Annotated in this window: 20 protein-coding genes; 14 read left to right on the top strand and 6 right to left on the bottom strand. The window is 47.6% G+C overall.

All coding sequences use genetic code 11. From position 1 onward, the window contains the following. The first annotated feature begins 7 nt into the window (after positions 1–7). The 5 genes from ACX93W_RS07365 to ACX93W_RS07345 all read left to right on the top strand — a co-directional run bounded on the left by ACX93W_RS07365 (position 8) and on the right by ACX93W_RS07345 (position 9,217). Positions 8–1,594 (top strand): ABC transporter substrate-binding protein, encoded by a 1,587-nt coding sequence (locus ACX93W_RS07365; protein WP_459391641.1) that lies wholly within the window; start codon positions 8–10, stop codon positions 1,592–1,594. Positions 1,595–3,232: 1,638 nt separating this feature from the next. Continuing rightward, positions 3,233–4,126 carry an ABC transporter permease gene (locus tag ACX93W_RS07360; protein ID WP_459392030.1) on the top strand — a complete coding sequence of 298 codons (894 nt, stop codon included), beginning with the start codon at positions 3,233–3,235 and terminating at the stop codon, positions 4,124–4,126. Between the two features lie 26 nt (positions 4,127–4,152). Further along, a complete protein-coding gene (locus ACX93W_RS07355; protein WP_459391640.1) occupies positions 4,153–5,049 on the top strand; it encodes a carbohydrate ABC transporter permease in 897 nt (298 codons plus the stop codon). An 86-nt stretch (positions 5,050–5,135) separates the two neighbouring features. Continuing rightward, complete coding sequence (locus ACX93W_RS07350; protein WP_459391639.1) at positions 5,136–6,740, top strand: extracellular solute-binding protein; 1,605 nt, start codon at positions 5,136–5,138, stop codon at positions 6,738–6,740. Between the two features lie 116 nt (positions 6,741–6,856). Continuing rightward, positions 6,857–9,217 carry a beta-galactosidase gene (locus tag ACX93W_RS07345; protein WP_459391638.1) on the top strand — a complete coding sequence of 787 codons (2,361 nt, stop codon included), beginning with the start codon at positions 6,857–6,859 and terminating at the stop codon, positions 9,215–9,217. A gap of 211 nt (positions 9,218–9,428) precedes the next feature. Here the strand turns inward: ACX93W_RS07345 and ACX93W_RS07340 are convergent, their stop codons facing one another. After that, positions 9,429–10,046, bottom strand: coding sequence for a superoxide dismutase (locus tag ACX93W_RS07340; protein ID WP_459391637.1), 618 nt, complete (start codon positions 10,044–10,046; stop codon positions 9,429–9,431). A gap of 213 nt (positions 10,047–10,259) precedes the next feature. Between ACX93W_RS07340 and ACX93W_RS07335 the strand changes: the two genes are divergently transcribed. From ACX93W_RS07335 to ACX93W_RS07310, 6 genes are all read left to right on the top strand, one after another. Continuing rightward, positions 10,260–10,892, top strand: a complete 633-nt coding sequence (locus ACX93W_RS07335) for a helix-turn-helix transcriptional regulator (RefSeq protein WP_459391636.1) — start codon at positions 10,260–10,262, stop codon at positions 10,890–10,892. A 173-nt stretch (positions 10,893–11,065) separates the two neighbouring features. Continuing rightward, positions 11,066–11,419 (top strand): HesB/IscA family protein, encoded by a 354-nt coding sequence (locus ACX93W_RS07330; protein ID WP_459391635.1) that lies wholly within the window; start codon positions 11,066–11,068, stop codon positions 11,417–11,419. A 5-nt stretch (positions 11,420–11,424) separates the two neighbouring features. Further along, a complete protein-coding gene (locus ACX93W_RS07325; protein WP_459391634.1) occupies positions 11,425–12,438 on the top strand; it encodes an NAD(P)/FAD-dependent oxidoreductase in 1,014 nt (337 codons plus the stop codon). 42 nt (positions 12,439–12,480) lie between these two features. Then, positions 12,481–12,756: a hypothetical protein gene (locus tag ACX93W_RS07320; RefSeq protein ID WP_459391633.1), complete on the top strand. Its 276-nt coding sequence runs from the start codon at positions 12,481–12,483 to the stop codon at positions 12,754–12,756. A gap of 23 nt (positions 12,757–12,779) precedes the next feature. After that, positions 12,780–13,352: a GNAT family N-acetyltransferase gene (locus ACX93W_RS07315; RefSeq protein WP_459391632.1), complete on the top strand. Its 573-nt coding sequence runs from the start codon at positions 12,780–12,782 to the stop codon at positions 13,350–13,352. A 73-nt stretch (positions 13,353–13,425) separates the two neighbouring features. After that, on the top strand, positions 13,426–14,010 hold the full coding sequence (locus ACX93W_RS07310; RefSeq protein ID WP_459391631.1) for an AAA family ATPase: 585 nt from the start codon (positions 13,426–13,428) through the stop codon (positions 14,008–14,010). Positions 14,011–14,043: 33 nt separating this feature from the next. Here the strand turns inward: ACX93W_RS07310 and ACX93W_RS07305 are convergent, their stop codons facing one another. Together ACX93W_RS07305 and ACX93W_RS07300 are read right to left on the bottom strand one after the other, a co-directional pair. Continuing rightward, on the bottom strand, positions 14,044–14,547 hold the full coding sequence (locus ACX93W_RS07305) for a hypothetical protein (protein ID WP_459391630.1): 504 nt from the start codon (positions 14,545–14,547) through the stop codon (positions 14,044–14,046). Positions 14,548–14,635: 88 nt separating this feature from the next. Then, a complete protein-coding gene (locus ACX93W_RS07300) occupies positions 14,636–14,872 on the bottom strand; it encodes a hypothetical protein (protein WP_459391629.1) in 237 nt (78 codons plus the stop codon). A 610-nt stretch (positions 14,873–15,482) separates the two neighbouring features. Here ACX93W_RS07300 and ACX93W_RS07295 point away from each other — a divergent pair. Together ACX93W_RS07295 and ACX93W_RS07290 are read left to right on the top strand one after the other, a co-directional pair. Next, positions 15,483–17,324: a methyl-accepting chemotaxis protein gene (locus tag ACX93W_RS07295; RefSeq protein WP_459391628.1), complete on the top strand. Its 1,842-nt coding sequence runs from the start codon at positions 15,483–15,485 to the stop codon at positions 17,322–17,324. A 212-nt stretch (positions 17,325–17,536) separates the two neighbouring features. Then, a complete protein-coding gene (locus tag ACX93W_RS07290) occupies positions 17,537–18,706 on the top strand; it encodes a benzoate/H(+) symporter BenE family transporter (RefSeq protein WP_459391627.1) in 1,170 nt (389 codons plus the stop codon). A 363-nt stretch (positions 18,707–19,069) separates the two neighbouring features. On the opposite strand, the gene ACX93W_RS07285 is transcribed toward ACX93W_RS07290, so the two are convergent. Both ACX93W_RS07285 and ACX93W_RS07280 read right to left on the bottom strand, forming a co-directional pair. Beyond that, on the bottom strand, positions 19,070–19,564 hold the full coding sequence (locus ACX93W_RS07285; RefSeq protein WP_459391626.1) for a hypothetical protein: 495 nt from the start codon (positions 19,562–19,564) through the stop codon (positions 19,070–19,072). Positions 19,565–19,584: 20 nt separating this feature from the next. Further along, positions 19,585–20,952 (bottom strand): PepSY-associated TM helix domain-containing protein, encoded by a 1,368-nt coding sequence (locus ACX93W_RS07280; protein WP_459391625.1) that lies wholly within the window; start codon positions 20,950–20,952, stop codon positions 19,585–19,587. A 220-nt stretch (positions 20,953–21,172) separates the two neighbouring features. Here ACX93W_RS07280 and ACX93W_RS07275 point away from each other — a divergent pair, with 220 nt between their 5' ends. Further along, positions 21,173–21,898 carry a metallophosphoesterase gene (locus ACX93W_RS07275; protein WP_459391624.1) on the top strand — a complete coding sequence of 242 codons (726 nt, stop codon included), beginning with the start codon at positions 21,173–21,175 and terminating at the stop codon, positions 21,896–21,898. Here the strand turns inward: ACX93W_RS07275 and ACX93W_RS07270 are convergent. Then, entirely contained in the window at positions 21,895–23,190 is a 1,296-nt protein-coding gene (locus ACX93W_RS07270; protein WP_459391623.1) for a DUF418 domain-containing protein, read from the bottom strand. The genes ACX93W_RS07275 and ACX93W_RS07270 overlap by 4 nt on opposite strands. Positions 23,191–23,256 lie beyond the last annotated feature (66 nt).

Raw genomic sequence — 23,256 nt, 5'->3', positions numbered from 1 at the left:
GGTTGCCATGATGGGCAGGGGACGAGCCAGATGGATCGGTCTGATTATTTTGATAACGACAGTTGTTTTGAGCAGCTGCGCCAAAGAAAGCGGCGTGCAGGAGCCGGGTTCATCCCATGGAACCTCCGGCGAAGCGATACCGGGATTTGAACAGGAGGTCAAGCTTGTAGGGTATTTAATCGGTGAAGCGCCAAAGGGAATGCCCGAGATGCTGAAAGAGCTGAACAGCAAGCTGAAAGAGGACATTAACGCGACGTTAGAGATTAATTATATCGGCTGGGGCGACCTGGCTTCCCGTTACCCGCTTGTGTTGGAATCGGGGGAGCAGATCGACTTTATATTCGCCGCTGATTGGAATTTTTATGTGGCTGAAGCCGTGAGGGGAGCCTTTCTGCCGCTTAACAAGGAAATGTTGACTCGCTATATGCCCAGACATATGGCCAAAGTGCCGCAAGAAGCATGGAATGCATCCATGGTGAACGGACAGTTATACATGATTCCTACTTCCTCGCCGGACCGCAAGGTCAATGTCGCCTTGTTCCGCAAGGATGTTATGAAGGGAGCAGGTTTGCAGGGGATCGGAAAATTTTCCGAAATCGAGCCTTATCTGGCCGAGGTTAAGGAAAACTATCCCGGCATGATTCCGCTTAATCTGGATTCGCAATTCGACCTGTCAACGCCATACCAATATTTACTGAACGAAAAAATTGCCTGGCCAGGGGCCCCTCTGGATTCCGGTGAGCCGCTTGCGCAGGGCATTATAAGCGATCTTGCCGATCCCTCCGGGGAATTGTGGTCTATGGTGGAGGAGCCGATGCTTGGCGTCCAGAAGTATGCCGCCGGTGTAATGAAAGACTGGTACAACAAAGGGTACATCAATCGCAATCCGTTTGCCAATAAGGAACGTTCGAAGGATACGTTTTGCGAAGGCAAATCGGGGGTGGCGTTTGGCAATTCCAACGATATGTTGTCCACATTTGCGCTGTGTGAGGAAATGGGGGTTGATGTTTATCCATTTCCGATGTTGTTTCCTTCCGGTCTTACGGCGGAAGCCAGCTGGCTGAACAATGGAGTAGCCATCGGCGCGCATGCCAAACATCCGGAGCGGGCAATGGCGGCGCTTGATCTCATTATGCAGGAGCCTTCCTATGTTTATTTGACCTATTTTGGCGTAGAAGGCAAACATTACGTCTTGACGGAAGACGGCGAGATTGGATTGCCGGAAGGCGTGACGCCGGAGAATAATGCCTATCCGCCGGATGCGGCGGGATTCTGGTTCGTCAATAAAGACTTCTTCAGACCCATGACGACCTGGAGCGACGCGTACAAAACCGTGAGGGAAAAAATCGACGGGTATTTGATTCCGACCACGTATCAAGGGTTTTTGTTTAATTCCAGTAACGTCAAGACCGAAATCGCCAATATCAAAAACGTGTCTACGCAATATGCGCAGCCGATTTATTTTGGAGCGGTGGACGATGTGGACAAGGCATTTGAAGTTCTTGCAGCCAAGCTGAAAGCCGCCGGCATCGATCGGGTTAAAGCAGAGGTGGTGGAACAGGCGGAAATCTTCCTGACCAATAAGGAGCGGTGATTGAGGAACCGCAATGAGGAGCAGGGAGGGGTTACAAAAAGGCAGAACGGCATATGGAGCGGTGGAGCGGAAATGACTAATGATAATGCTGGACAGTAACAAGAAGCAGGAATAGAGAACAATAATGATAGACAGTAGCAAGAGGCAGGAATAGAGAACAATAATGATAGACAGTAGCAAGAAGCAGGAATAGAGAACAATAATGATGGACAGTAGCAAGAAGCAGGAAAGAGAACAATAATGATAGACAGTAGCAAGAGGCAGGAATAGAGAACAATAATGATAGACAGTAGCAAGAGGCAGGAATAGAGAACAATAATGATAGACAGTAGCAAGAAGCAGGAATAGAGAACAATAATGATAGACAGTAGCAAGAGGCAGGAATAGAGAACAATAATGATAGACAGTAGCAAGAGGCAACACTAGGAACAACAGATATGAAGTAACAGTAAGAAGTTCAACCGGTCTCAATAAATTCGGCTGGTGGAGCTTCTTTTTTTACTGTCTCCCTTCAAACCGCCTGAAGTCGTCAAACGCTAATGGTCAAAAGTGTCCGTTAGAAGCGAAAATTCGACTTTTTCGAATTTTAACGGACAAATTCGTCCGTTAGAACCCAAAAGTGGGATGAATATGCAATTATTATGGTTGTAATGGACGCGTATGACCGTTACAAATAAAAAAAGCTCCAAAATCAAATCTAATGGACACTTTTGACCATTAGATTTTTGCATCGCTGCTAATCTCTAACATGCAGAGACTGTTCATCGGATCTGTTACGTACCGGAGTAATTCTGACTGAACCTTGACCCCAAGATGACCTATCCGTTGGAGTAACTATAGTTACTGTAGGCAAAGCCGCTCTACACTCGTTGTCGCATTCCCCGCCGCCCAAACTGCCAAATTGGTCTTACGCTCGTAGTCGCATTCCCCGCCGCCCGTACTGCCAAATTGGTCTTACGCTCGTTGTCGCATTCCCCGCCGCCCGAACTGCCAAATTGGTCTTACGCTTGTAGTCGCACTCCCCGCCGCCCGTACCGCCAAATTGGTCTTACACTCGTTGTCGCATTCCCCGCCGCCCAAACTGCCAAATTGGTCTTACGCTTGTAGTCGCACTCCCCGCCGCCCGTACCGCCAAATTGGTCTTACGCTTGTAGTCGCATTCCCCGCCGCCCGTACTGCCAAATTGGTCTTACGCTCGTTGTCGCATTCCCCGCCGCCCGAACTGCCAAATTGGTCTTACGCTTGTAGTCGCATTCCCCGCCGCCCGTACCGCCAAATTGGTCTTACACTCGTTGTCGCATTCCCCGCCGCCCGAACTGCCAAATTGGTCTTACGCTCGTTGTCGCATTCCCCGCCGCCAGCGCCACCAACTCCCCGCTGCGCGTTGCGCACGCTCCGTTGCATCTCACAATCCGCGCGCCGATTTACTTCCGATCATAAGTTTTCAAAGGTAAACGTAGGTTTGCTCCGTACTCCGTCTATCGGCTCATCGCTACAATTAAAGAGGAGAGAGACAGAAGAGAAACGAGACGGAAGGTGATTACAATTAGCGCAAAAGCACAGGCGGTCATCGGAGCAAAAGCCGCAGCAAAGGAAAAACGTTTGAGAATCGGGAAAAGGGGCAATCTTTTCAGCGACATGAGGAGCAACTGGGTATTGTATCTGATGTTCGCCCCAATCGCTATTTATTTCATTATTTTTGCTTATATCCCCATGGCGGGAATTGTAATGGCGTTCCAATCCTATACGGTCAAGGGAGGCATATTCGCAAGCCCGTGGGTTGGATTTGATAATTTCAGCTACTTTTTTCAGTCAGGAAAAGCATGGCTCGTTACTCGCAATACGATCGTATACAACGTTATTTTCTTAACGTGTTATACCGTCTTTTCGATTGTAGCCGCTATAGTGATCTCGGAAATTCAGAAAAAGTGGTTCAAGAAGCTGTCCCAGACCTTAATGTTTCTGCCGTATTTCATTTCCTGGGTTACCGTATCGGCATTTGTCTACAACTTCCTTAATTATGAATACGGCATCATTAACCGGATCCTTGGATTTTTCCAGATGCAAGCGCTCGATATTTATTCGACGGCATGGTATTGGTATCTCATTCTACCCTTCCTGTACGTATGGAAGTGGGTCGGATACGGCAGCGTTCTCTACCTGGCCGCCATCGTTGGCATCGACCAGGAAATTTATGAGGCTGCAACCATTGACGGTGCCACCCGATTTCAGAAGATTACAAAAATAACATTGCCGCTGCTTAAACCAACCATGATTATTTTGCTGCTGCTGGGTCTTGGAAGAATCATGCGCGGGGAGTTCGACATGTTCTACCAGCTGATCGGCAACAACGGCTTGCTTATGGATGCAACGGATATTATCGATACGCTGGCGTTCCGATCCCTTATGGGAACGGCGGATTTCGGCATGGCATCTTCGGTTGGTTTCTACCAGTCCGTGCTGACGCTGATCATTATTTTGACGGCCAACTGGCTGGTTCGCCGCTACGACAGAGACCAAGCGTTGTTTTAGAAAAATCATAGGAGCAGGTGATTGTTTTGAGCGGCCAAACAGCCAATAAAAAGTTGAATTCTTCGCCGATGTATACGGCTATCTCATATCTGATCGTCATCGTTATTTCGCTAGTCTGCGTGCTGCCTTTTATCGTGCTGATCGCGGGGGCTTTTTCCTCGGAAAGCTCGGTGTTGAAGGATGGTTACTGGTTTTATCCCCGCGATATTTCGCTGGAAGCGTTTCTTTACATTTTCCGCTATCCGGAGGATGTATTGTCCGGCTACAAGGTTTCTATCATCGTTACGGTGGTAGGTACGATTATCTCGCTCTTCATCTCCACGATGGCCGCATACGTGCTGTGCCGCAAGGAGCTTAAATACCGCAACGCGTTATCGTTTTTCCTGTTCTTCACAACGCTGTTCAGCGGCGGCCTGGCGCCGTATTACATCTGGGTAAGCCGCAATCTGGGGTTGTCCAATACGTACCTTGTGCTCATATTGGCGCCGATGTTTAACGTGATGTACATCCTGATTCTGCGAAGCTTTATTCGGGGATCTGTCCCGGAGCCGCTTATTGAATCGGCCAAAATAGACGGGGCAGGCGATTTGCGGATTTTCCTGCAGATGGTGCTGCCGTTGACCAAACCAGCGCTGGCTTCCATCGGTGTTTTCACCGCGCTGGCTTACTGGAATGATTGGTGGACCGCGATGATGTTCACGAACAAGGACCATCTCATTCCGCTTCAATACCTGCTCTACAAAATGTTGTCGGCCATCAATTTGTCCGCGGCGATGGCGCAGCACGTTTCCAGCATGGATACGCCGAAGGAGACGTTTAAGCTGGCGATGACCGTCATTGCCACAGGTCCGATCGTTGCGATTTTCCCATTCGTGCAAAAATATTTCGTCAGCGGCATTACAATCGGCGCGGTTAAAGGTTAAGCCGGCTTCAATGCGATATAGGTTCCGGTTCATTCCGGGGTTTATATATAAAAAAATCGTCTACACAAAAAAAGGGAGGCAGTTGGATGAAAGGTTTGAAAAAGGGAAGTTATTCACTTTTATTGGTTTTGATATTCGCCATGGTGCTTGCCGCATGCAGCGGCAACGGCGGTTCGAACAATGGCAACAATCCGGCTACAAACGCTCCATCAAACGCGAACGGCGAAGGTGCGTCTGGTCCGGACAATTCCAAGGAAGTTAAGCTTGTTGGCTATTTGCTGGGCGAAGCGCCTAAGGGCATGCCCGATGTCATAACCGCTTTGAATGAAAAGCTCAAAAAGGACATTAACGCTACGCTGGAACTCAACTATATCGGATGGGGCGACGTAGCCTCCAAATATCCGTTGATTCTCGCTTCCGGCGAAGACGTAGACTTTGTGTTCACCGCAGATTGGAACTTCTATGTGTCGGAGTCCAACAAAGGTTCATTCCTGGAACTGAATGAAGACATGATCAAAACGAACATGCCGAAATATTACGAAAAGCAGGATCCTGCAGCATACGCTGCCGCTCAAGTTAACGGCAAGCAATTCATGATTCCAACAACAACGCCGGACCGCAAGGTCAATGTAATCGTATTGCGCAAAGATATTTTGGACAAAGCGGGATTGAGCAATCCTACCCAAATCTCTGAGCTTGACGCTTATTTCGCAACGGCCAAACAAGACTTCCCCGACATGATTCCGATGAACCTGGATTCGCAATATGATTTGCCGACGCCGTTTGGCGCGCTGGTATCCGAAAAATTTGCTTATCCGGGCGCTCCGATGGACTCGGGCGATCCTTCCTCCGTCGGCATTTTCACGGACAACGAAGATCCCGCAGGAGCGGTGCTGGGCTTGACGGACGAGCCGGTTCAAGGCGCTTTCAAATATGCGGCGGACACGATGAAGAAATGGTATGACGCCGGCTACATCAACAAGAATCCGTATTCCAACAAGGTTCGTTCCAAAGACAGCTTCTGCGAAAGCAAATCCGCTGTAGCGTTTGGCAACTCCATTGATATCCAGGCAACGCTGGCTTCTTGCCAGGACAAAGGTATCGAAACTTATGTGATGCCGGTATTGTCTCCAACGGGCAAAGCGCCTTCCAGCAGCTGGCTGAACAATGGCGTAGCCATCGCCACTAATTCGGATAATCCTGAAAGAGCGCTGCAGGCGCTTGATCTGATCATGCAGGACGAAGCTTATGTGTACTTGACGTATTATGGCATCGAAGGCAAAAACTACGCTATTACCGCAGACGACAAAATTACCCTGCCGGAAGGCGTAACAGCGGAAACAAACACGTATCCGCCGGATGCGGCAGGCTTCTGGTTCGTCAACAAGGATTTCTTCAAGCCAAACGCGGCATGGACGGATTCCTACATTGAATTAAACGGCAAAATCAAAGATTATTTGAGCCCGCCGACGTATCTGGGCTTCTCCTTTAACTCGGAGAATGTAAAGTCGGAAATTGCCAACCTGAAAAACGTCTCGTCCCAATATTTCCTGCCGATTGCAATCGGCGCGGTTAAGGATGTTGACGCAGCCTTTGTTACATTGAACGATAAGCTGAAAGCAGCAGGCATCGACAAAGTGAAAACGGAAGTCGAAGCGCAAGCTAAAGCCTTCCTCGACAGCAAAAGCTAAACCTGCCACATACGCCTGACAAATAAGCGCCAGTGGTACCCTGATTGCCGTCAGGTGTGCCGCAGGCGCTTTATCCTTTTTCGGTAGTTTATATGAATTTTGGAAGGAGAATTGCAATGGGACAACACAGGATTGATGCAAAAGACGATATAAAACGCATCGTACCAAAGCCGGGGTATTTGACGGGCGCCAATCCAAATGGAGACGTCATCAGCTTTACGAATTATTATATGGAGAGAAACGGCAGCCCTCATTTTGGAATTTGCGGCGAATTCCACTACTGCAGATATAATGAGGATCAATGGGAGGATGAGCTGACCAAAATAAAAATGGGCGGCATCACGATCGTGTGCACCTATATTTTTTGGAACGTTCATGAAGAGATACAAGGCATTTTTGACTGGGAGGGCAGACGGGATTTGCGCCGCTTTATTGAGCTGTGCGGTAAGCTGGGTCTTGAAGTCATTATCCGGATCGGGCCGTTTGGACATGGGGAAATGCGCAATGGCGGATTGCCGGATTGGTTGTACGGACGGCCGTTTGACGTCCGTTCCAACGACGAAGCTTACCTGGTTTATGTACGGGCGTTTTATGAGCAAATCAACAAGCAGGTGCAGGGACTCCTGTACAAGCAGGGCGGCCCGGTTATCGGCACTCAAATCGAGAACGAGCATGGCCATTCGGCGGCGCAGTGGGCTATGACGACAGGCATCAGCAACGAGTGGATGACGCAAGGGCTGGACGGCAACGCCCACATGCTAAAGCTCAAAGAGATGGCGATACAGGCCGGGCTTGATACACCTATTTATACATGCACGGGCTGGGGCGGAGCCAATACGCCGGAAGAGGAAATGCTCACTCTGTGGGGCGGGTATTCACATTGGCCATGGATTTATTATGAGGTTGATCGTTTTGCCGGAATTGGGGAACATCCCGCAACGCCGGAATACATTTTCAGGGACAAACATAATAACGACATTCCTTCCAGCTATAACTTTGAACCGCGTTATACACCTGAGGATTATCCTTACGCATGCTGCGAGATGGGGGGAGGCATGACGCCGTTCTACAAATACCGCTTCGATTTTCCTTATAACAGTGTTCCGGCAATGACTCTGATGAAGGTTGCGGAAGGCTGCAATCTGATTGGTTATTACATGTACCATGGCGGCTCAAACCCAAACGGCAAGCGGGATTTATTCCTGAACGACCTGGCGACGCCCAAAATCTCCTATGATTTTAACGCGTGCATCGGAGAATTCGGACAAACGCGGGAGTCCTATCACCGGACGCGGCTCCAGCATTATTTTTTCCGGACGTTTGAAGATTGGTTAAGCCGCACCAAAACGATTTTGCCGGGAGACACCTCTGCCATGGAACCGACAGATACAGAGACGCTGCGTTATGCCGTAAGAGCATCCCGGGGGGCGGGCCTGTTGTTCCTTAATAATTATCAGGATCATGCCGATACTCGCGAACTGGAGGTGGAGGGCGGAGTAACCGTTGAAACGAATGATGGAGACATTTCATTCCCGTTCGAAGGTCCGCTCCGATTGGGTAAGGATGGTTATTGCATGCTTCCGTATCGCTTTGACATGGATGGCGTTAAGCTTCAAAGCGCCATGGCGCAGCTCGTTACTCGGTTGGAGCATGGGGGAGAAAGCTATTATTTTTTCGCTGCGCCAAAAGGAATGCCGACGGAATACGTCTTCTGCAAGGGTACGTTTGAGGCCATAAAATCCGAGAAAGCGTTAACTGCCGATATTGAAAGCTTGACGGTTGTTACTCCGGCAGTTGGCGAAAGCTCAATGTTTACGGTACATTCTGCAACTGGAAAATCCGTGCATGTCGTTACGTTAACCGACGAAGAAAGCGTCCGCTTCTGGAAGGAATCGATTGGCGGAGCAGAGCGAGTTGTGCTGACCGACGGGAACTTGTTGATTAACGGCGAAAAGATTAAAGTGGAGATAACGGGCAAGGAAGAAGTGACGTTAAAGGTGTTCCCGGATTTTGACCGGCTGGAAACCATTGCAGGAGGAGAACTGATTGAACGCAAGCAGGAGGGGCTGTACACGGTTTACCGGTTCCGCTTGCCGAGCAAAAATATCCAATTAGGAATCGAAAGAATAAAAGACGATAAGGCGGTTTTGACCGTTCCGTCAGATGCCTTTCAAGGAGCCAAAGAGGTATTGCTGAATATTCAGTACAGCGGCGATGTCGGATACGCATTTATCGACGGGGAGCTGATCCACGATAATTTCAGCAACGGCAACATGTGGGAGATTGGATTAAGTTCTGTTCGCGATCAAGTAGCAGAGAAGGGAATGTATCTGTATATTTCGCCCATCCGCAAAGGGAGCAGCGTCAACAGTCATACAACGATGGCGGGCTGGAGCGAAAATGCAAAGGAACTAATCGCGGAATTGGGCAGCATTCATGCGGTTGCCGTGCAAGAGTTGGTTTTGAAGAGTAAGTAATAGGGATGAACCAAATGTCATAAACCAAAATTAATGAAACTACCTGTAATGAATCTACATGTCATGAGACTTAACGGAAAACGGTCCTTGTCTTCTGGAAATCAGACATGGACCGTTTTTTTAGTTTCTATAATTATATGAAAATAATTGGCTCCAATGTTCAAATCATTAGGAGCTATACATGGAGTCTATGAAACGGTAGATAGCCTTGTTAGCCCTTTTTTGCTGCCAGGTAACGCTCGTTCGCAACGTTCCAGTCCACAATGTTCCAGAAGGCGGCGATGTAGTCGGGGCGTTTGTTCTGGTAGTTCAAGTAATAAGCATGCTCCCAGACATCCAGTCCGAGGATCGGCGTTTTGCCTTCCATTAGCGGGCTATCCTGATTCGGCGTGCTCAATACGTTCAGCTTGCCTTGCAGGTCCAGCGCCAGCCATGCCCAACCGCTGCCGAAACGGGTCGCGGCCGCTTTTGCAAACTGTTCCTTGAAATTAGCGAAGCCATCCAGTTCTTTGGCGATTGCTTCCTTCAGGGCGCCAACCGGTTCGCCTCCGCCTTGAGGGCTAAGCTGTTTCCAGAAAAGCGCATGGTTGGCATGGCCGCCGCCGTTATTTCTGACTGCTGTTTGAATGTCCTCCGGCAGGCTTCCCAGATCGCTGATCAACTGCTCGACCGGCGTGTCGTAAAGATGGGGATATTTTTCAAGCGCGGCGTTCAGATTTGTGATGTAAGTATTATGATGTCTTCCATGGTGGATTGTCATTGTTTCCTTGTCGATATGCGGCTCCAAAGCATCATGGGAATAAGGCAGATCCGGCAATTTATGAGTCATATGATTACCTCCAAAGTTTGGTTATTGTTGTTTACACTTTGAATTCTAGACCAAATCGGCTACTTAGACAACATAAATGTATAATATATTTAATATCTATGCAAAGTCGGCAAACTATACTATACTACCTAGATCAGGACATCATAACTTGTATGATTGAACAATCCTTTGGAGTATGTTTCATACGGTGTCTTGACCGGAGGTGAGCTTATATTGAGAGATAGCTTTGATATGTCTACGCGCGAACGAATGATGCAAATGCTTAAAACAAATGGGGAAATGAGCGCAAAGGCCATAACCGATCATTTGGGCATTACGGGAATGGCTGTCCGCAGACATCTTTCTGTTCTTGAAAATGAAGAATTAATTCAATATACAACGGTAAGGCAGCCTATGGGACGACCTATGGCCGTTTATCGGCTGACCGAAAACGCGGAAGATTTTTTTCCGAAAAAGTACCATACGGTTGCTTTGGAGCTTTTGTCCGAGCTTGAAGGCGAATCGGGAGTTGAGGTAGTCAATCATTTGTTTGACCTGAGGCAAAAATCGCTGCATAAACGCCTTCAACAGCAAATGGAGGGCAAAGATTTGGAGCAAAAGGTCGCAGCATTGGCCGATGTTCAAACCAGCAATGGATATATGGCGACATGGGAAAAAGAAAGCGACGGCGTCTTCGAGCTGACGGAATACAACTGCCCGATTTACCAGGTTGCCAGCAACTACAAACATGCGTGCACCTGTGAACTGCGGTTATTTGAATCGGTGCTGGATGCACAAGTTGAGCGAACAGAGTGTTTGGCATCACAGGGTAAAAAATGCGTTTATCGGATACGCCCCAAAAAATAAATTTTGCAAAAGCCCTTCTCTATGAGAAGGGTTTTTTGTCTAACATATAGCCGATATTTTAATTTTCTACGCACTTATTGACTTCTGGAATGAGTTGAGTCTATATTAAAAGCATACATTATAAACTAATATGTATACTATATGACTTCATAAAATAGAGATGAGGTAGCGATATGATAGAGATCAGTGATTTTGCATCTGCCCAAATTAAAGAAATGCTTGAAGGCCATCAAAATGACGCCTTGTTTCTTCGCGTAGGCGTTGTTGATGGAGGCTGCAGCGGTTTATCCTACGACTTGAAGTTTGATGATGCTCAAAGTGAAGACGATTTGGTTTTTGAGAAGCAAGGGTTCAGGCTGATGGTGGATGCCAGAAGCATGGCGTTTCTTGAGGGGCTGGAAATACATTATAAGGCTCAAGGAATGACAGGGGGCTTCACGATGGAAAACCCCAACGTAAAGGCAAGCTGCGGCTGCGGCGCAAGCTTTCGGACAGCGACCTATCGTGGAAATGCGAAAAAGTGCTAAGGAGCATGGGAATGAATACATCACAGTCAAATGAAATCGTAGATATGATCATCATCGGGGGAGGACCGGCCGGTATGTTTGCCGGATTTTATGCCGGCATGCGCCAAGCTAGCTCCATGATCATTGACAGCATGCCCCAGTTAGGCGGGCAACTGGCGGCTTTATATCCAGAGAAGTACATTTATGACGTAGCCGGTTTCCCAAAAGTAACAGCTAAAGAGCTTGTCGAACGGCTGGAGCAACAAATGAAAGCATTCCCGATAGGCGTCCGATTGGAAGAAAAAGTGATTGAGGTCATCAAGGAGGAAGAACGGCTTTTCCGAATTATTACGGATAAAGGCGTTTATCTCGGACGAGCGGTCATCATTGCGGGCGGGGTTGGCGCGTTTGAACCAAGAAAGCTGGATTTGCCTGAAGCGGCCTCCTATGCGGGAAGAGGCATTCATTATTTTATCGGGGAATTAATGGGCTTTAAAGAAAAGGATGTTGTTGTGCTGGGGGGCGGCGATTCTGCAGTCGACTGGTCGCTTATGCTGGAGGGGATCGCAAAATCGGTGACCCTTATTCATCGTCGAGACAAATTCAGGGCTCACGAACATAGTGTGGACCAACTCATGAAGTCTACTGTGAATGTGGTAACGTCATGTGATGTTACGGCGATTAGCGGCGACAATGGTGTTGAAACGCTAACGATCCGGGGGAATAAAAGCGGTGAAGAACGGCAGATCCCGTGCGATGCCTTAATTGTCAACTATGGTTTTGTTTCTTCTTTAGGACCGGTCGCGGAATGGGGACTGGAAATACAGCAAGGTTCGATAGTTGTGGATACGACAATGTCGACCAATATCCCGGGTATTTTTGCCGCGGGCGATATAACCACTTATCCCGGTAAATTAAAACTGATAGCCGTCGGATTTGGCGAGGCGCCAACAGCGGTCAACAATGCCAAGGTTTATATTGATCCCAATGCCAAACTGTCTCCTGGTCATAGCAGCAATATGAAAATGGTTGGCGTATAGAAAAAACATCGTTTGATCGTAAGTATAAGGGAGAAGATCAAAATGACATTTCATGTATCCGATGAAGCAATCCGCAGTTTCCAGCAGGAATGGGGTTTAAAAGACGGCCAATATGTCCGGATTTATGCAAAATATTCGGGAGGCGGGGCCGATGCGTTTTCAGTCGGCATTAACGTTAGTGCGGAACCAATTGATCCCGCAGTCATTAAAACGATCGGCAGTTATCATTTTTTTGTTGAAAAAAGCGATGAATGGATTATAAGGGATAACAGGCTGAACATTGAGTGCGGTGCAGAAGGAATCTTTTTCAAAGTGTAAAATAGGAAGAAGGCTGCGGATCTATGACATTGAAGTTGAATGAAAATAAATTTGAGCTGACAGCGGAGACCAAGCGGTTAATCATCAGACCGTTAACCAATGCCGACTATATAAACTGGCTAACCGAATTTGAAAATCGCTTGCCATCCCAATATCGCCACGATAAAGGGAAATTAGATATGAGCGAATGTACGGAGGAGTGGTTTCGGCAGCTTGTCGAACGGCATCAGAAGCTGGCGCTACAGGACTCGGCTTACATCTTTGGCGTGTTCCGGAAAGAAGTGGGCACGCTTCTTGGAACGATTGATTTTTCAACCTTGGCGAGAGACGAGTTCCAATGGGGGCGAATCGGGTATACCATTCATAATCAGCATTGGAGAAACGGATACGGCAAAGAAGCCGTAGAAGGGGCTCTTCAGCTTGCATTTACGGGGTTGAATTATCACCGCATAGAGGCGCATATCAATCTGGATAATGCACCTTCAGAGAGTTTGGCTCAAAGCGCCGGCATGGAATTGGAATGTGTTCGCAAGGGCTTTATTTATGAAAATGACGAGTGGACGGATCATCTGGTTTATTGCAAAATGGCCTACTAGGTTAAGGATGGACGAATTTCAATTTGAAAGTAGACATGTGTTTCATTTTTGCAGAATGAGGTCGATGATAATCATGTGTAAGCTTGTTTTTTTCCTCGGAGCCGCAGGAGCGGGTAAAACGACACTTGCTAAGGCGCTTGCGAGACGTAGTCATGCCGCATTATTCGATATGGATACGTTTGCTAGGCCGGCAGCCGAAGTCATTATGACTTCTATGGGGCTAGATCCAAACGACCGCGACTCCTCCATGTACAAGTTGCATTGCCGTGATGTTGGTTACCGAATTACAATGGATGCCGCTTTGGAAAATATAGAGCTTGGAACAGATGTTTATGTAATTGGACCCTTTACAAGGGAGATCGAAGAGGCCCATTGGCTGGATAAGGAGCTTTTGTTAATCGGCGCTACCTTGGGGGAGGTAGACGTTAAGGCGATTTTCGTCAGCTTGTCGAATGAGCGTCTTTACCGGGAGCGTATCCAGCAAAGAGGTTCGGTGCTGGATGTGTGGAAGTTGGATAACTGGGAGCAATTTAGCCAAGGTCTTGTTCGGCGTGACGTGAAATGGAACATTCCAGACTCATCCATTCTTTATTTTGATAATGCGGGACAATTAGACGAGGACAAGTTGAAGGATGTTGAGGCGTTTATTTATACATAAAGGCATTGCGCCACTTAATCCGATATAAATCTGCTACCAGCATTGCGGGCATAACACTATCACATGAAACTCACCCGAACTGGGATGAAAAAAAATCTCGACCATTTCAGAATCTTGCGTTGCGTAGAAAACATATCCTTTTGTGATAAATGGATCAGCCTTGGGGTGAAACGGGAGAACTACTCTTTCGGACCGGACATTCTCGAAGGCGGACGATTCTTCAATTTTGCAGACCGCTTGGTTAACCGTATATGTCGGTAAGTTGGCCAACGTAATCGTGGTGCCGGTAAGCGGCAGGCTAAGGAGCACGATGAGAGCTATCACTCTGAATTTGGTAAACTCCTCGTCGTAATTAATGCGCCGAATAACCGCAAGCGCCAACATAAACGGAAGCATGCACAAATAAATCAACCAGCCTAAGTCCATAATGCCCAGGTAGAAAATACCGTTAATAACCAGCATCGCGTAATAAAGGCCTAGGGAAAGCGTAAAAAAGACAAGAGCCAAAAACCAGGGACGGCGAATGGCAGTTTTCATTGGCACTCCTTTTTCCTTAAAATCCATATTTTACTTCTATCTTCATAACCTTACCGACCATATATTTTCCCTGTGTAAATTCTGGACATTACTTTTGTAAACTGATATAGCTCACTATTTTAAAGAAACCAAACAGCGGCAGTTCGGGGCAAAAGGTTGTCCCAAACTGTCGCTGATTTAGTTTTAGGGTTAATGTGCCGGCGGTCATAAAGATATGATCCGGGTTAAGCTCCGGCAATATTTCCAATTGACGCAGAATTTCGTGCATAAAATGATAGAAAACGGTTTTGTTTTGAAGAGGGATAATTCGCTGCCATGCCTCCATGCATGATACATTTCTCCCGCGTGCTGGTGAAGCACCGCAGGAAATTCCGGCACGAAGCCTGGCATAGGAAAAACGGACATGTCCTCTTTGGAGGTTTTAACTTCCCGGGCACGTGGTAGAGAATCGGCATCGCTTTTTTACAGGATCAAATAAAATTCAAGGTCCGATACATGATCGATCCGGAGCCGAGGGCCTTTGCTTCCGTGCAACATATAGCTGCGCGACAGAGCAAAAACGTGCTTGTCCAGCGTGATTCTCACATCAATCCCGTTTTTAAAGGTGTATCGGTCGTCGTATTCATCTATTTTTAAGACTTTTGTACCAAAAATGTGAACAAGAATTTGTCGAATAATTATCGAACTGGTTAAAAAGACATACGCTTATACCGATATAGTACTGTGAAATAAATATTTTTTAATGAAGGGGATAGCTCATGGCTTTCAAAAATTACCGCATTGTTCGGGCTTTACTAACATTTACTTCCCTTCGTCAAACAGCGGGACGAATCGTGTTATCTACTCTGCTCAACATCATTGTCTGTGTTTCGGTTCTCTCGGTTACGTTTTACATTCCTACAGCTGATGATGTGAGAAGTCAATCGGAGATGCAAATGGAGCTGCATACGAGGCTGCTTGCAAAAGAAGTCGATATCAGAATGAAAGAAGAGCAGACCATTGTTAAAATGCTCGCGGAGCAGGGAGCAGAGCTTGGCGATGACAAACAAAAGCACATCGAACTTATCGAGAGGTCGCAAAGCCTTCATCCTGAATTTACAACCATTTTGTATTCGCCTGATATGACGGGCAAGCATGCAATAGATTCCAACGGCACGGTTTTTGATTTGTCTGAGCGTCCTTATATGAAAGAAATACAGGCAGGACGCGCTTACGTCTCGAGTCCGCTTATTTCTAAAGTGGATAATCAGCTTGGGGTTGCAGTCGGTGCTCCGATCATGAAGGACGGAAAGCCTGTTGGCTTTTACTCGGCAGGTTATCCCATTAGCGAGGTCGTCGAAAACATTGCCCGCTTTGAGCAAGGCGAGACGGGAAGAGCGCTTATGATGTCCGCGGATGGAACGTTTATTTATTATCCGGACGAGTCTTTTATTATGAACAAAAAAATGGCTGATTTAGGGAATGCTGCATTGGATGAGGCATTTGCTGAAGCATTGCAGAGGAATTACAAGGCCATTCAATTTCAAGAAGATGGCGTAGATCAGCTTTCCTACATGACCAAAACGGACCTGGATTGGATCGTTGCGACCTACGTGCATGAGAGCGAGTTTTTAAAACCGGTTAATGATTTGCTCAGGCTGATAATAAGCGTAGGGCTTATCATTGTTGTGGCAGCGTTGATACTGAGCATTGTGATTGCTGTCCGAATCGTACATCCTATCCGTCAGTTAACGCACGGGATTAATTTGCTGGCTCAAGGCGATTTGACTTATCGGATTTCGGCCAAAGGCAAAAATGATGTTAGCGAGGCTCTCCATTCTTTTAACGCGGCAGGCGATCAAATGCATCAGTTAATGAAGGGAGTTTCAGGCTTATCCCAGCAATTAACCGAATCTGCAAAGCAACTTGCGGCAGGCGCTGATCAAGGGGCGAACGCATCGCAGAGCATCTCGGAGGCCATTATGGTTGTTGCCGAAAGCTCGGAGCGGCAAACGTCCAGCGTACAAGACGGCAGCGGCGTGGCTGAGCATATTGCGGTGCAAATCAACGGAGTCGCAGCACATAGTTCAAATGTTTCTGTCATCGCCGCTGAAACCACTACCTTGGCTACTGAGGGCTCCGCCGCTATGAATAAACTTGGGGGCAAAATGGACGAAATGGAGCTAGGCATTCGCGACTTGTCCGGCACCATTCAAAACCTCAGCGGCTTATCAGCCCAAATTGACGAGGTTGTGGGCATTATTAGCAACATCGCCCGCCAGACCAATATTCTTTCCTTGAATGCGGCAATTGAAGCATCGCGCGCTGGCGAGTCTGGTCGTGGCTTCACTGTTGTGGCTGATGAAATACGGAAGCTCGCCGGACAGTCGATGGTATCTGCGGAGCAAATCGCCGGCTTTATTGGGAGCATACAGTTGGAGATCAAACGTACGCTTCACGCATCTGAACAGACAGTTGAGCAAGCAGCTCAGGGCAAACAAGCAGGCGAAGCGGCTAACGAGCTGTTTACGCATATCCGTTCATCCGTAGAACAGGTCGCGGACAGTATTAAAAGCGTTTCGGAGGCGGCAGAGGAAATTGTATCAGGCACTGGCAGCTTAGTTGACTCCATTCGCCTCATTGCCGATTCCGCCAGCGAAACGGCTGCCGAATCACAAAATGTTTCGGCAGCCGCACAGGAGCAAATGGCTTCGATGGAGGAGGTTGCATCTTCTTCTGCTGAGCTTGCCAACATGGCAGAAAAGCTTCGGATGCAAATTGAAAAATTTAAGCTTTAAAAAGTTCCGTTTTTAGTACCGAGAAGATGGGATGCAGCTAAGTCAATAAAGGAATGAAACGAGCGGCGCTCCCAATTGGAGCGCCGCTTGTTTTTTGAATGCTTCATGGCGTAGTCCGGTCGAAAATTCGGACACAAAGTCTGGCGGTTTGTTTGCTTTTATAGTATCGTTTGTGGTTGTGGGGTTGTAGAAAGATGCAGGAGATGAAAGAAATGTGGAATGGAAAAATAATCATGACCGGTTTTTTGTCTGCTTTGCTGGCTTGCACGGGCGGAGCAATCATGATTGTTCAAGCTGCTGGGACTGCCGGGTTATCCATGGCTGAACTTGTTACCTGGTTCACATCCGTTTATGTCATCGGGGGATTATTGAATCTGTTGTTGACCTTAATCTACAAAATACCGTTTGCCGGTGCGCACTCCATTACCGCAGCGGCGTTTCTGAGCACGGCTGCCGCCGGATTTTCCTTTTCGCAGCTTACCGGAGCTTTCATTATGTCAGGTGGAATCATATTGGTATGCGGATTGACGGGGATTTTTTCAAAAGCGCTGGTATTTCTGCCAAAATCGCTTATTGACGCTTTATTGGCTGGACTTCTTCTGTCTTATGTCTTTGGTATTTTACCTGCTTCTATTCAGCTGCCTTATGCCGGGATTTTTGCGGGAGCAGGCTATTTTGTTGTTGCCCGATTTCTGAAAAGGCTGCCGCCAGTTTTATGGGCTTTGCTGCTTGGGTTGGCTGGACTGAGCCTGGATTATGTATTTCCAGCCATTCCTCATGCGGCATTTATACCACCGATGATCGTAAGTCCGCAATTCACATGGGAAGGCTTCATCGGTATTGCATTCCCTATGTGTGTATTAATATTGAGCAACGACTTGGCCGTGGCATTGGCTTCACTCAAAGGCAACGGGTTCCGTCCGCCCGTCAACAAAACATTGGCGGCATCTGGCATCGCGAGCTTAGTTGCCGGCTTATTCGGCGGAAGCACGGCAAATGTAGGAGGTTTAATGAGCGCTTTGTGCAGCAGCGAGGAGGTTGGTCCTGAAGCTAAGAGATATAAGGCTGCTGTCGTATCCAGCTTGCTTGTGATTGCTTTTGGCATCGTGTCTTGGAGGGTTATCGATTATATTCAAGTTTTGCCGACCGATTTTGTAGCGATGATGACGGGTTATTCGTTGTTGGGGCTGTTTCTGGCCGGGCTAAGAACGATCGTTGCAGATCGCAATATGCGCATACCGGCAATTGCGACCTTTGCCGTAGCCGCGCTTCATATCCAATTGTTTGGAATTGCGACACCTGTCTGGGCGCTGCTTGTTGGTATCATAGTGGTGAGGGTTATGAAGAAAACAGAAACGCCGGCTCAACAGGCCGGCCAGTAATGCTGCAAAGCTTTATGCAAGGAGCATTTGCTAAGGAGAATTTGATAAAGTGCATTTATCAAGGAACATTTGCTAAGCGGAATTTGTAGAAGCATGTTCTGGGGCTTGACGCAGGAATGATAGTTTCAAATGTGAGGGGCTGTCCGAAAAGTCTGTTATGGACAATAATTATTCAGCAAAATCGGTCCCTTCCGGAAAAGGGTGTCTTGGAAGCTCAAACATTTTTGTCCGCTTTATTTCGATCCCATTTTTAGTGGATAAAAGCGGACAAAAAAACTCGCCCTCAAGACACCCTTTCTCCTCCGGTCCTCTCTGCTGAATAATGATTACTTCCGCTTGACTTTTCGGACAGCCCCTATTTGATTAATGATGATGATGTCCGCCAGTAGATTGATTAGAACCTTGGTTGTCCAGAGCTTCTTGATCCTCAATCGCTGCCAGCTCCAACACCGCTTTTTCTCCCACCGCAAAACGCTTGGCAGGAAATACTTCCAGCTCTCCAGCAGTGATCCGGCTTTTCAACCTATAAAGTCCATTTTCCAGAATCTCGTAATCCACCCCATAGATCCCATCGTCTATTTTGTTTCCCTTCAGCGAAATTAACTGATCGACTTGTTCTTCAGGCCATAGCTCGAAAATAACCTCATCCACTGCGGCAGGTTTCCCTCCTTGCAGGACTTCAACGCGAAATTGGCTCGTTTTATGCAGCTCCAGCTTTTCCGGAATTTGCAAATCTACGTTTAAATGGGGACGCAGCCCTTTTTCGTCAATTGTCCCCGTTTGGGCTGTACATGCGCCAAGCAGCAAAGCTGCAAATGATAGTGCGATAACCGCACATAACCCGCGCGATTTTAACATAAACATTCCTCCTTCATTCGTCAAATCGAGAACCAGTCTTTCAGTGGCTTGATATGGCGAATGGCAAGCCAATCGAGTAAAATGATGGCAATGATAGACAACCCTACAAGCGGCATAAAAGCTCCAAAAACAAGCATGATGACGAGCACGCTGATTGTTGTTTTTTTGTCTTTGGCCCGTGCAGGCGCTCCAAGCTTGCCGTCGGGTTTCCGTTTGCGCCACATAAAGCAGGAGCTGACAGCCATAAGAATAACCCCCAGCGCAGTTATCAAGCCGAGAATTTGATTGGGCAGTCCGAATAGCCGCCCTTCATGCAGCGCGATGCCCATTGTGATTCCCTTCGCCATTAAACCGTAATCGGCAAAGCGGACGTCTGTCAACACAGCTCCGCTGTATTGGTCCACATGAAGCGTGGCATTGTCTCCCGGTCGTGAATGGGAGGTTGCGATTGTATATACGCCTTGTTCTCCCAGGGGGAGCGAGATCGTATAGGGAGGGGCGATGGCTTGCTTGTCCGCTATCTCTTTAATCGCCTCAACCGTAAGCTGGATGTAGCCGCCAGCAGCAGATGCCGGAACAGGAAGATTTTCGGAAGCCCATGGGACATCCTGCGCAATATCCTTAGCAACGGTGACCGATTCAGGTTTTGCCATAAAACTTAACGCATACGGAGGATAATTGGAGTTTGTGGAATTCGCAAGCCGGTCAATCTGCTTGCCGACAACGCCTGACCATGGCAAGCCGGTTGCGATGAGGATGACAATAAACAACGAGAGCCAGAAGGCGGGAACGGCATGGAGATCTCGCCAAAACTGCCGACTGCCCGGCTTGCTCATTCGGGGTAATATCGTTCCCCAAATTTGGGAACGGTTGCGAGGCCGCCAGAGATAAAGCCCGGTTATGACCAGAATGATTCCCCAGCACGCAGCCAGCTCGACCAGACGATTGGCCCAAGTGCCTCCAATGACCAGCTCACTGTGCATTTTTTTGAAAAACGCAGAAAATGTTTTGTCGCTGTCGAGAATGCCCAATAAATTTCCGGAATACGGGTCAGCATACATCAAGACGTTTTTACCGTCGCGAGAAGCTGTAAGCTTAACGGTTTTTTCGGGATGATTGGAAAATTCGACGGCAATGATTGAAGTGCCGGGGTAGGCCTGCTCCGTTTTTGCAATGATGTCATCGGTGGTCATCATGTAGGCGCCAATTTTCTGGACGTTCAACATATCCTTGTACATGTAATCTTCGATTTGCGGTTTGAATAGATAGACGGAACCGCTGAATGCGAGAATGATGAGGAATGGGGCAAAGATAATGCCTGCATAAAAATGCCATCTCCAAATGGATTGATACAGTGAGGCTTTTCTTTTTCTGGAAGTGGGACTCATTGAAACCTCCTTGGAATATAACTGCCATCTACACGACGGTAATTATAAAACCAGGACGTTTTTAATTCTATAGCTCTTTGGGGTTACGACAGTTGGATTCAATCAATATCCTCTTTGTAATCCCATCGATTTTAGGTATGATAGTGGATAACAAAGCATCACTATGCGTTTGCCTTGATGAAGGCAATTGGCGGAGCTGATCAGGGGGTCATTTTGCAGCATGAGAAGAACCATTGTTATTTCAGATATTCATGGCTACTATCAGACTTTTATTACGCTGCTTGATCGGATTCACTATAATCCGATACAGGATCGGCTTGTTTTGCTTGGCGACTTTGTAGACAGCGGACCTTCGTCGCTTAAGGTTGTCCAGCATGTAAAGTCGCTGGTAAACTTAAGCGGCGTAAAGGCCATCGGCGGCAATCATGACGATATGTTTTTGAATTGGCTGGACGATAAGGATTATTTGCTTTCACCGTATACGACCATCCGTAATGGCGGCTTCCAAACCATTCGTTCCTTTTGTCCCTGGTATGAGGTGGAGTCGGATAATGCCAAGGCTCGGGCCTACATCAAGCAAAAACATGGGGCGGAAGTACAATTTCTGCGGAATTTAAAATATTTCCATGAGGACGATCATCATATATTCGTTCATGCCGGCATCAATCCGCGTTTTCCGCATTGGCGGCAAACGTCTACAAAGGATTTTCGCTGGATCAGGAACGAGTTTTATTCCTATGACGGAATATTGCCGCTTTCCAAAAAAATTGTGTTTGGTCATGAAGTGACCGCCAGGCTGCACCAAACCAAAGAGTTTCATCCCTGGTTCGGCAAACAGCTGATCGGCATTGACGGCGGCATCAAATACGGATACCAGCTTAACGCGCTTATGATAAGCGACGGGTTGGACTACACGTACGCAAGCATCGGGAGTATGGATGGTTAGCCTGCTGGATGCGCTGTGTTTTGAGGGACCGCCTCGGTCTTTCTATTTGGCTTTATTTTGCCGCTAAAGGACCAATAGGCGCCTATCCGAAGAATCGTTTCGAAAGGGCCGCCAAAAGGGAGTTTGCGCAACCATAAGTCTGAAGCAACTGCTAGCAGTGCATAAATGAACAGCCCAATAAAAATTCCGGGCAATACGCCAAGCTTGCCGAATAAACCAAAGCCGTAGCCATAAAACAAGGTTGTGCAAATAATGGTTTGCATCAAATAATTACTCATCGATAGCTTGCCTACGGACTGGAAAGCTCGTAATAGAATGGAAGCGGGCTGAAGGCTGGAAAGAATCAGTGCGGCCAAGAACAAATAGCCGATTGCCAGCAGCGGCCCGCCAATCAGAGAACCGCTTGCCAGTTCAATACCGAAGATATGGAAAACCGAAAAAAATTTCAGGGCGCCGCCTATGGAAACAAAAACAAGGGCACACAGAAGGTACTTGCGCCGCTCCCTTTGCGGGTGTCTAAATAGTTCAGTGCCGGCTGCGGCCATGCCAAACAGAAACATCGGAAGCAGCATGACAGGCGCGAGGATAGCTACGGCCGCCATTACGGTATCATCTAAGCCCAGAGGATCTTCCTTAGCACGGAATTGGACGATTTCGTTGTAGCTCCCTGTTTGGTACATCGGTATGGATCGCTTTACGTAATCCTCCTGCTTTTGATTATCCCCTAACATCTGGTCTTCGGAGCCTCCAAACAAGTCTCCTGACAGGCCAAGTCCGCCCAGAATCAGCATCATGCTTGCGGCCCAGATGACTAGCGTGCGTGGCTTGCAGCGAATAAACAGAAGCAAGGCAAAGCTGATTAAACCATAGAGAAACAGGATGTCTCCATCCCAAAGAAAATAGGAATGCAATCCGCCGATAATCAGCAGCAGGGTAAAGCGGCGAATCAGAGACCTCCATGGTTTGCGGCCTTTTGCCAACAAGCCGTGCCTTAGTTTTATTAGACTGTATCCGTATAAAAACATAAAGATCGGCATAAAACTGCCCGCGACCAGCACGTTCAGCCAGTCATATACCTTTTGATCCAATGCCGTGGTTTCAAATAAAGCCAGATACTCCGTTCCGGTTAAGCCATATTGAAAAATAAGCATATTGGCCTGCAAAATGCCAAACAGGCAGAAGCCTCGTATGGCATCAACAAGGCTTATCCGGCCGCGGGATTCTGGCGTGTTTCCCGCTAACGGCCGGTCGACAGCTATGGCGGTTCCTGCCGCCATTTTTTCATTTATCATGGTGCTTGACTCCTTCTGTTTTAACGTATATCCCCATATTAGCTGTCTGTGTTTAACTGCCGCTAA

The organism is Paenibacillus sp. CAU 1782 (assembly GCF_054551715.1).
This window is presented reverse-complemented; position numbering and strand designations above follow the sequence as displayed.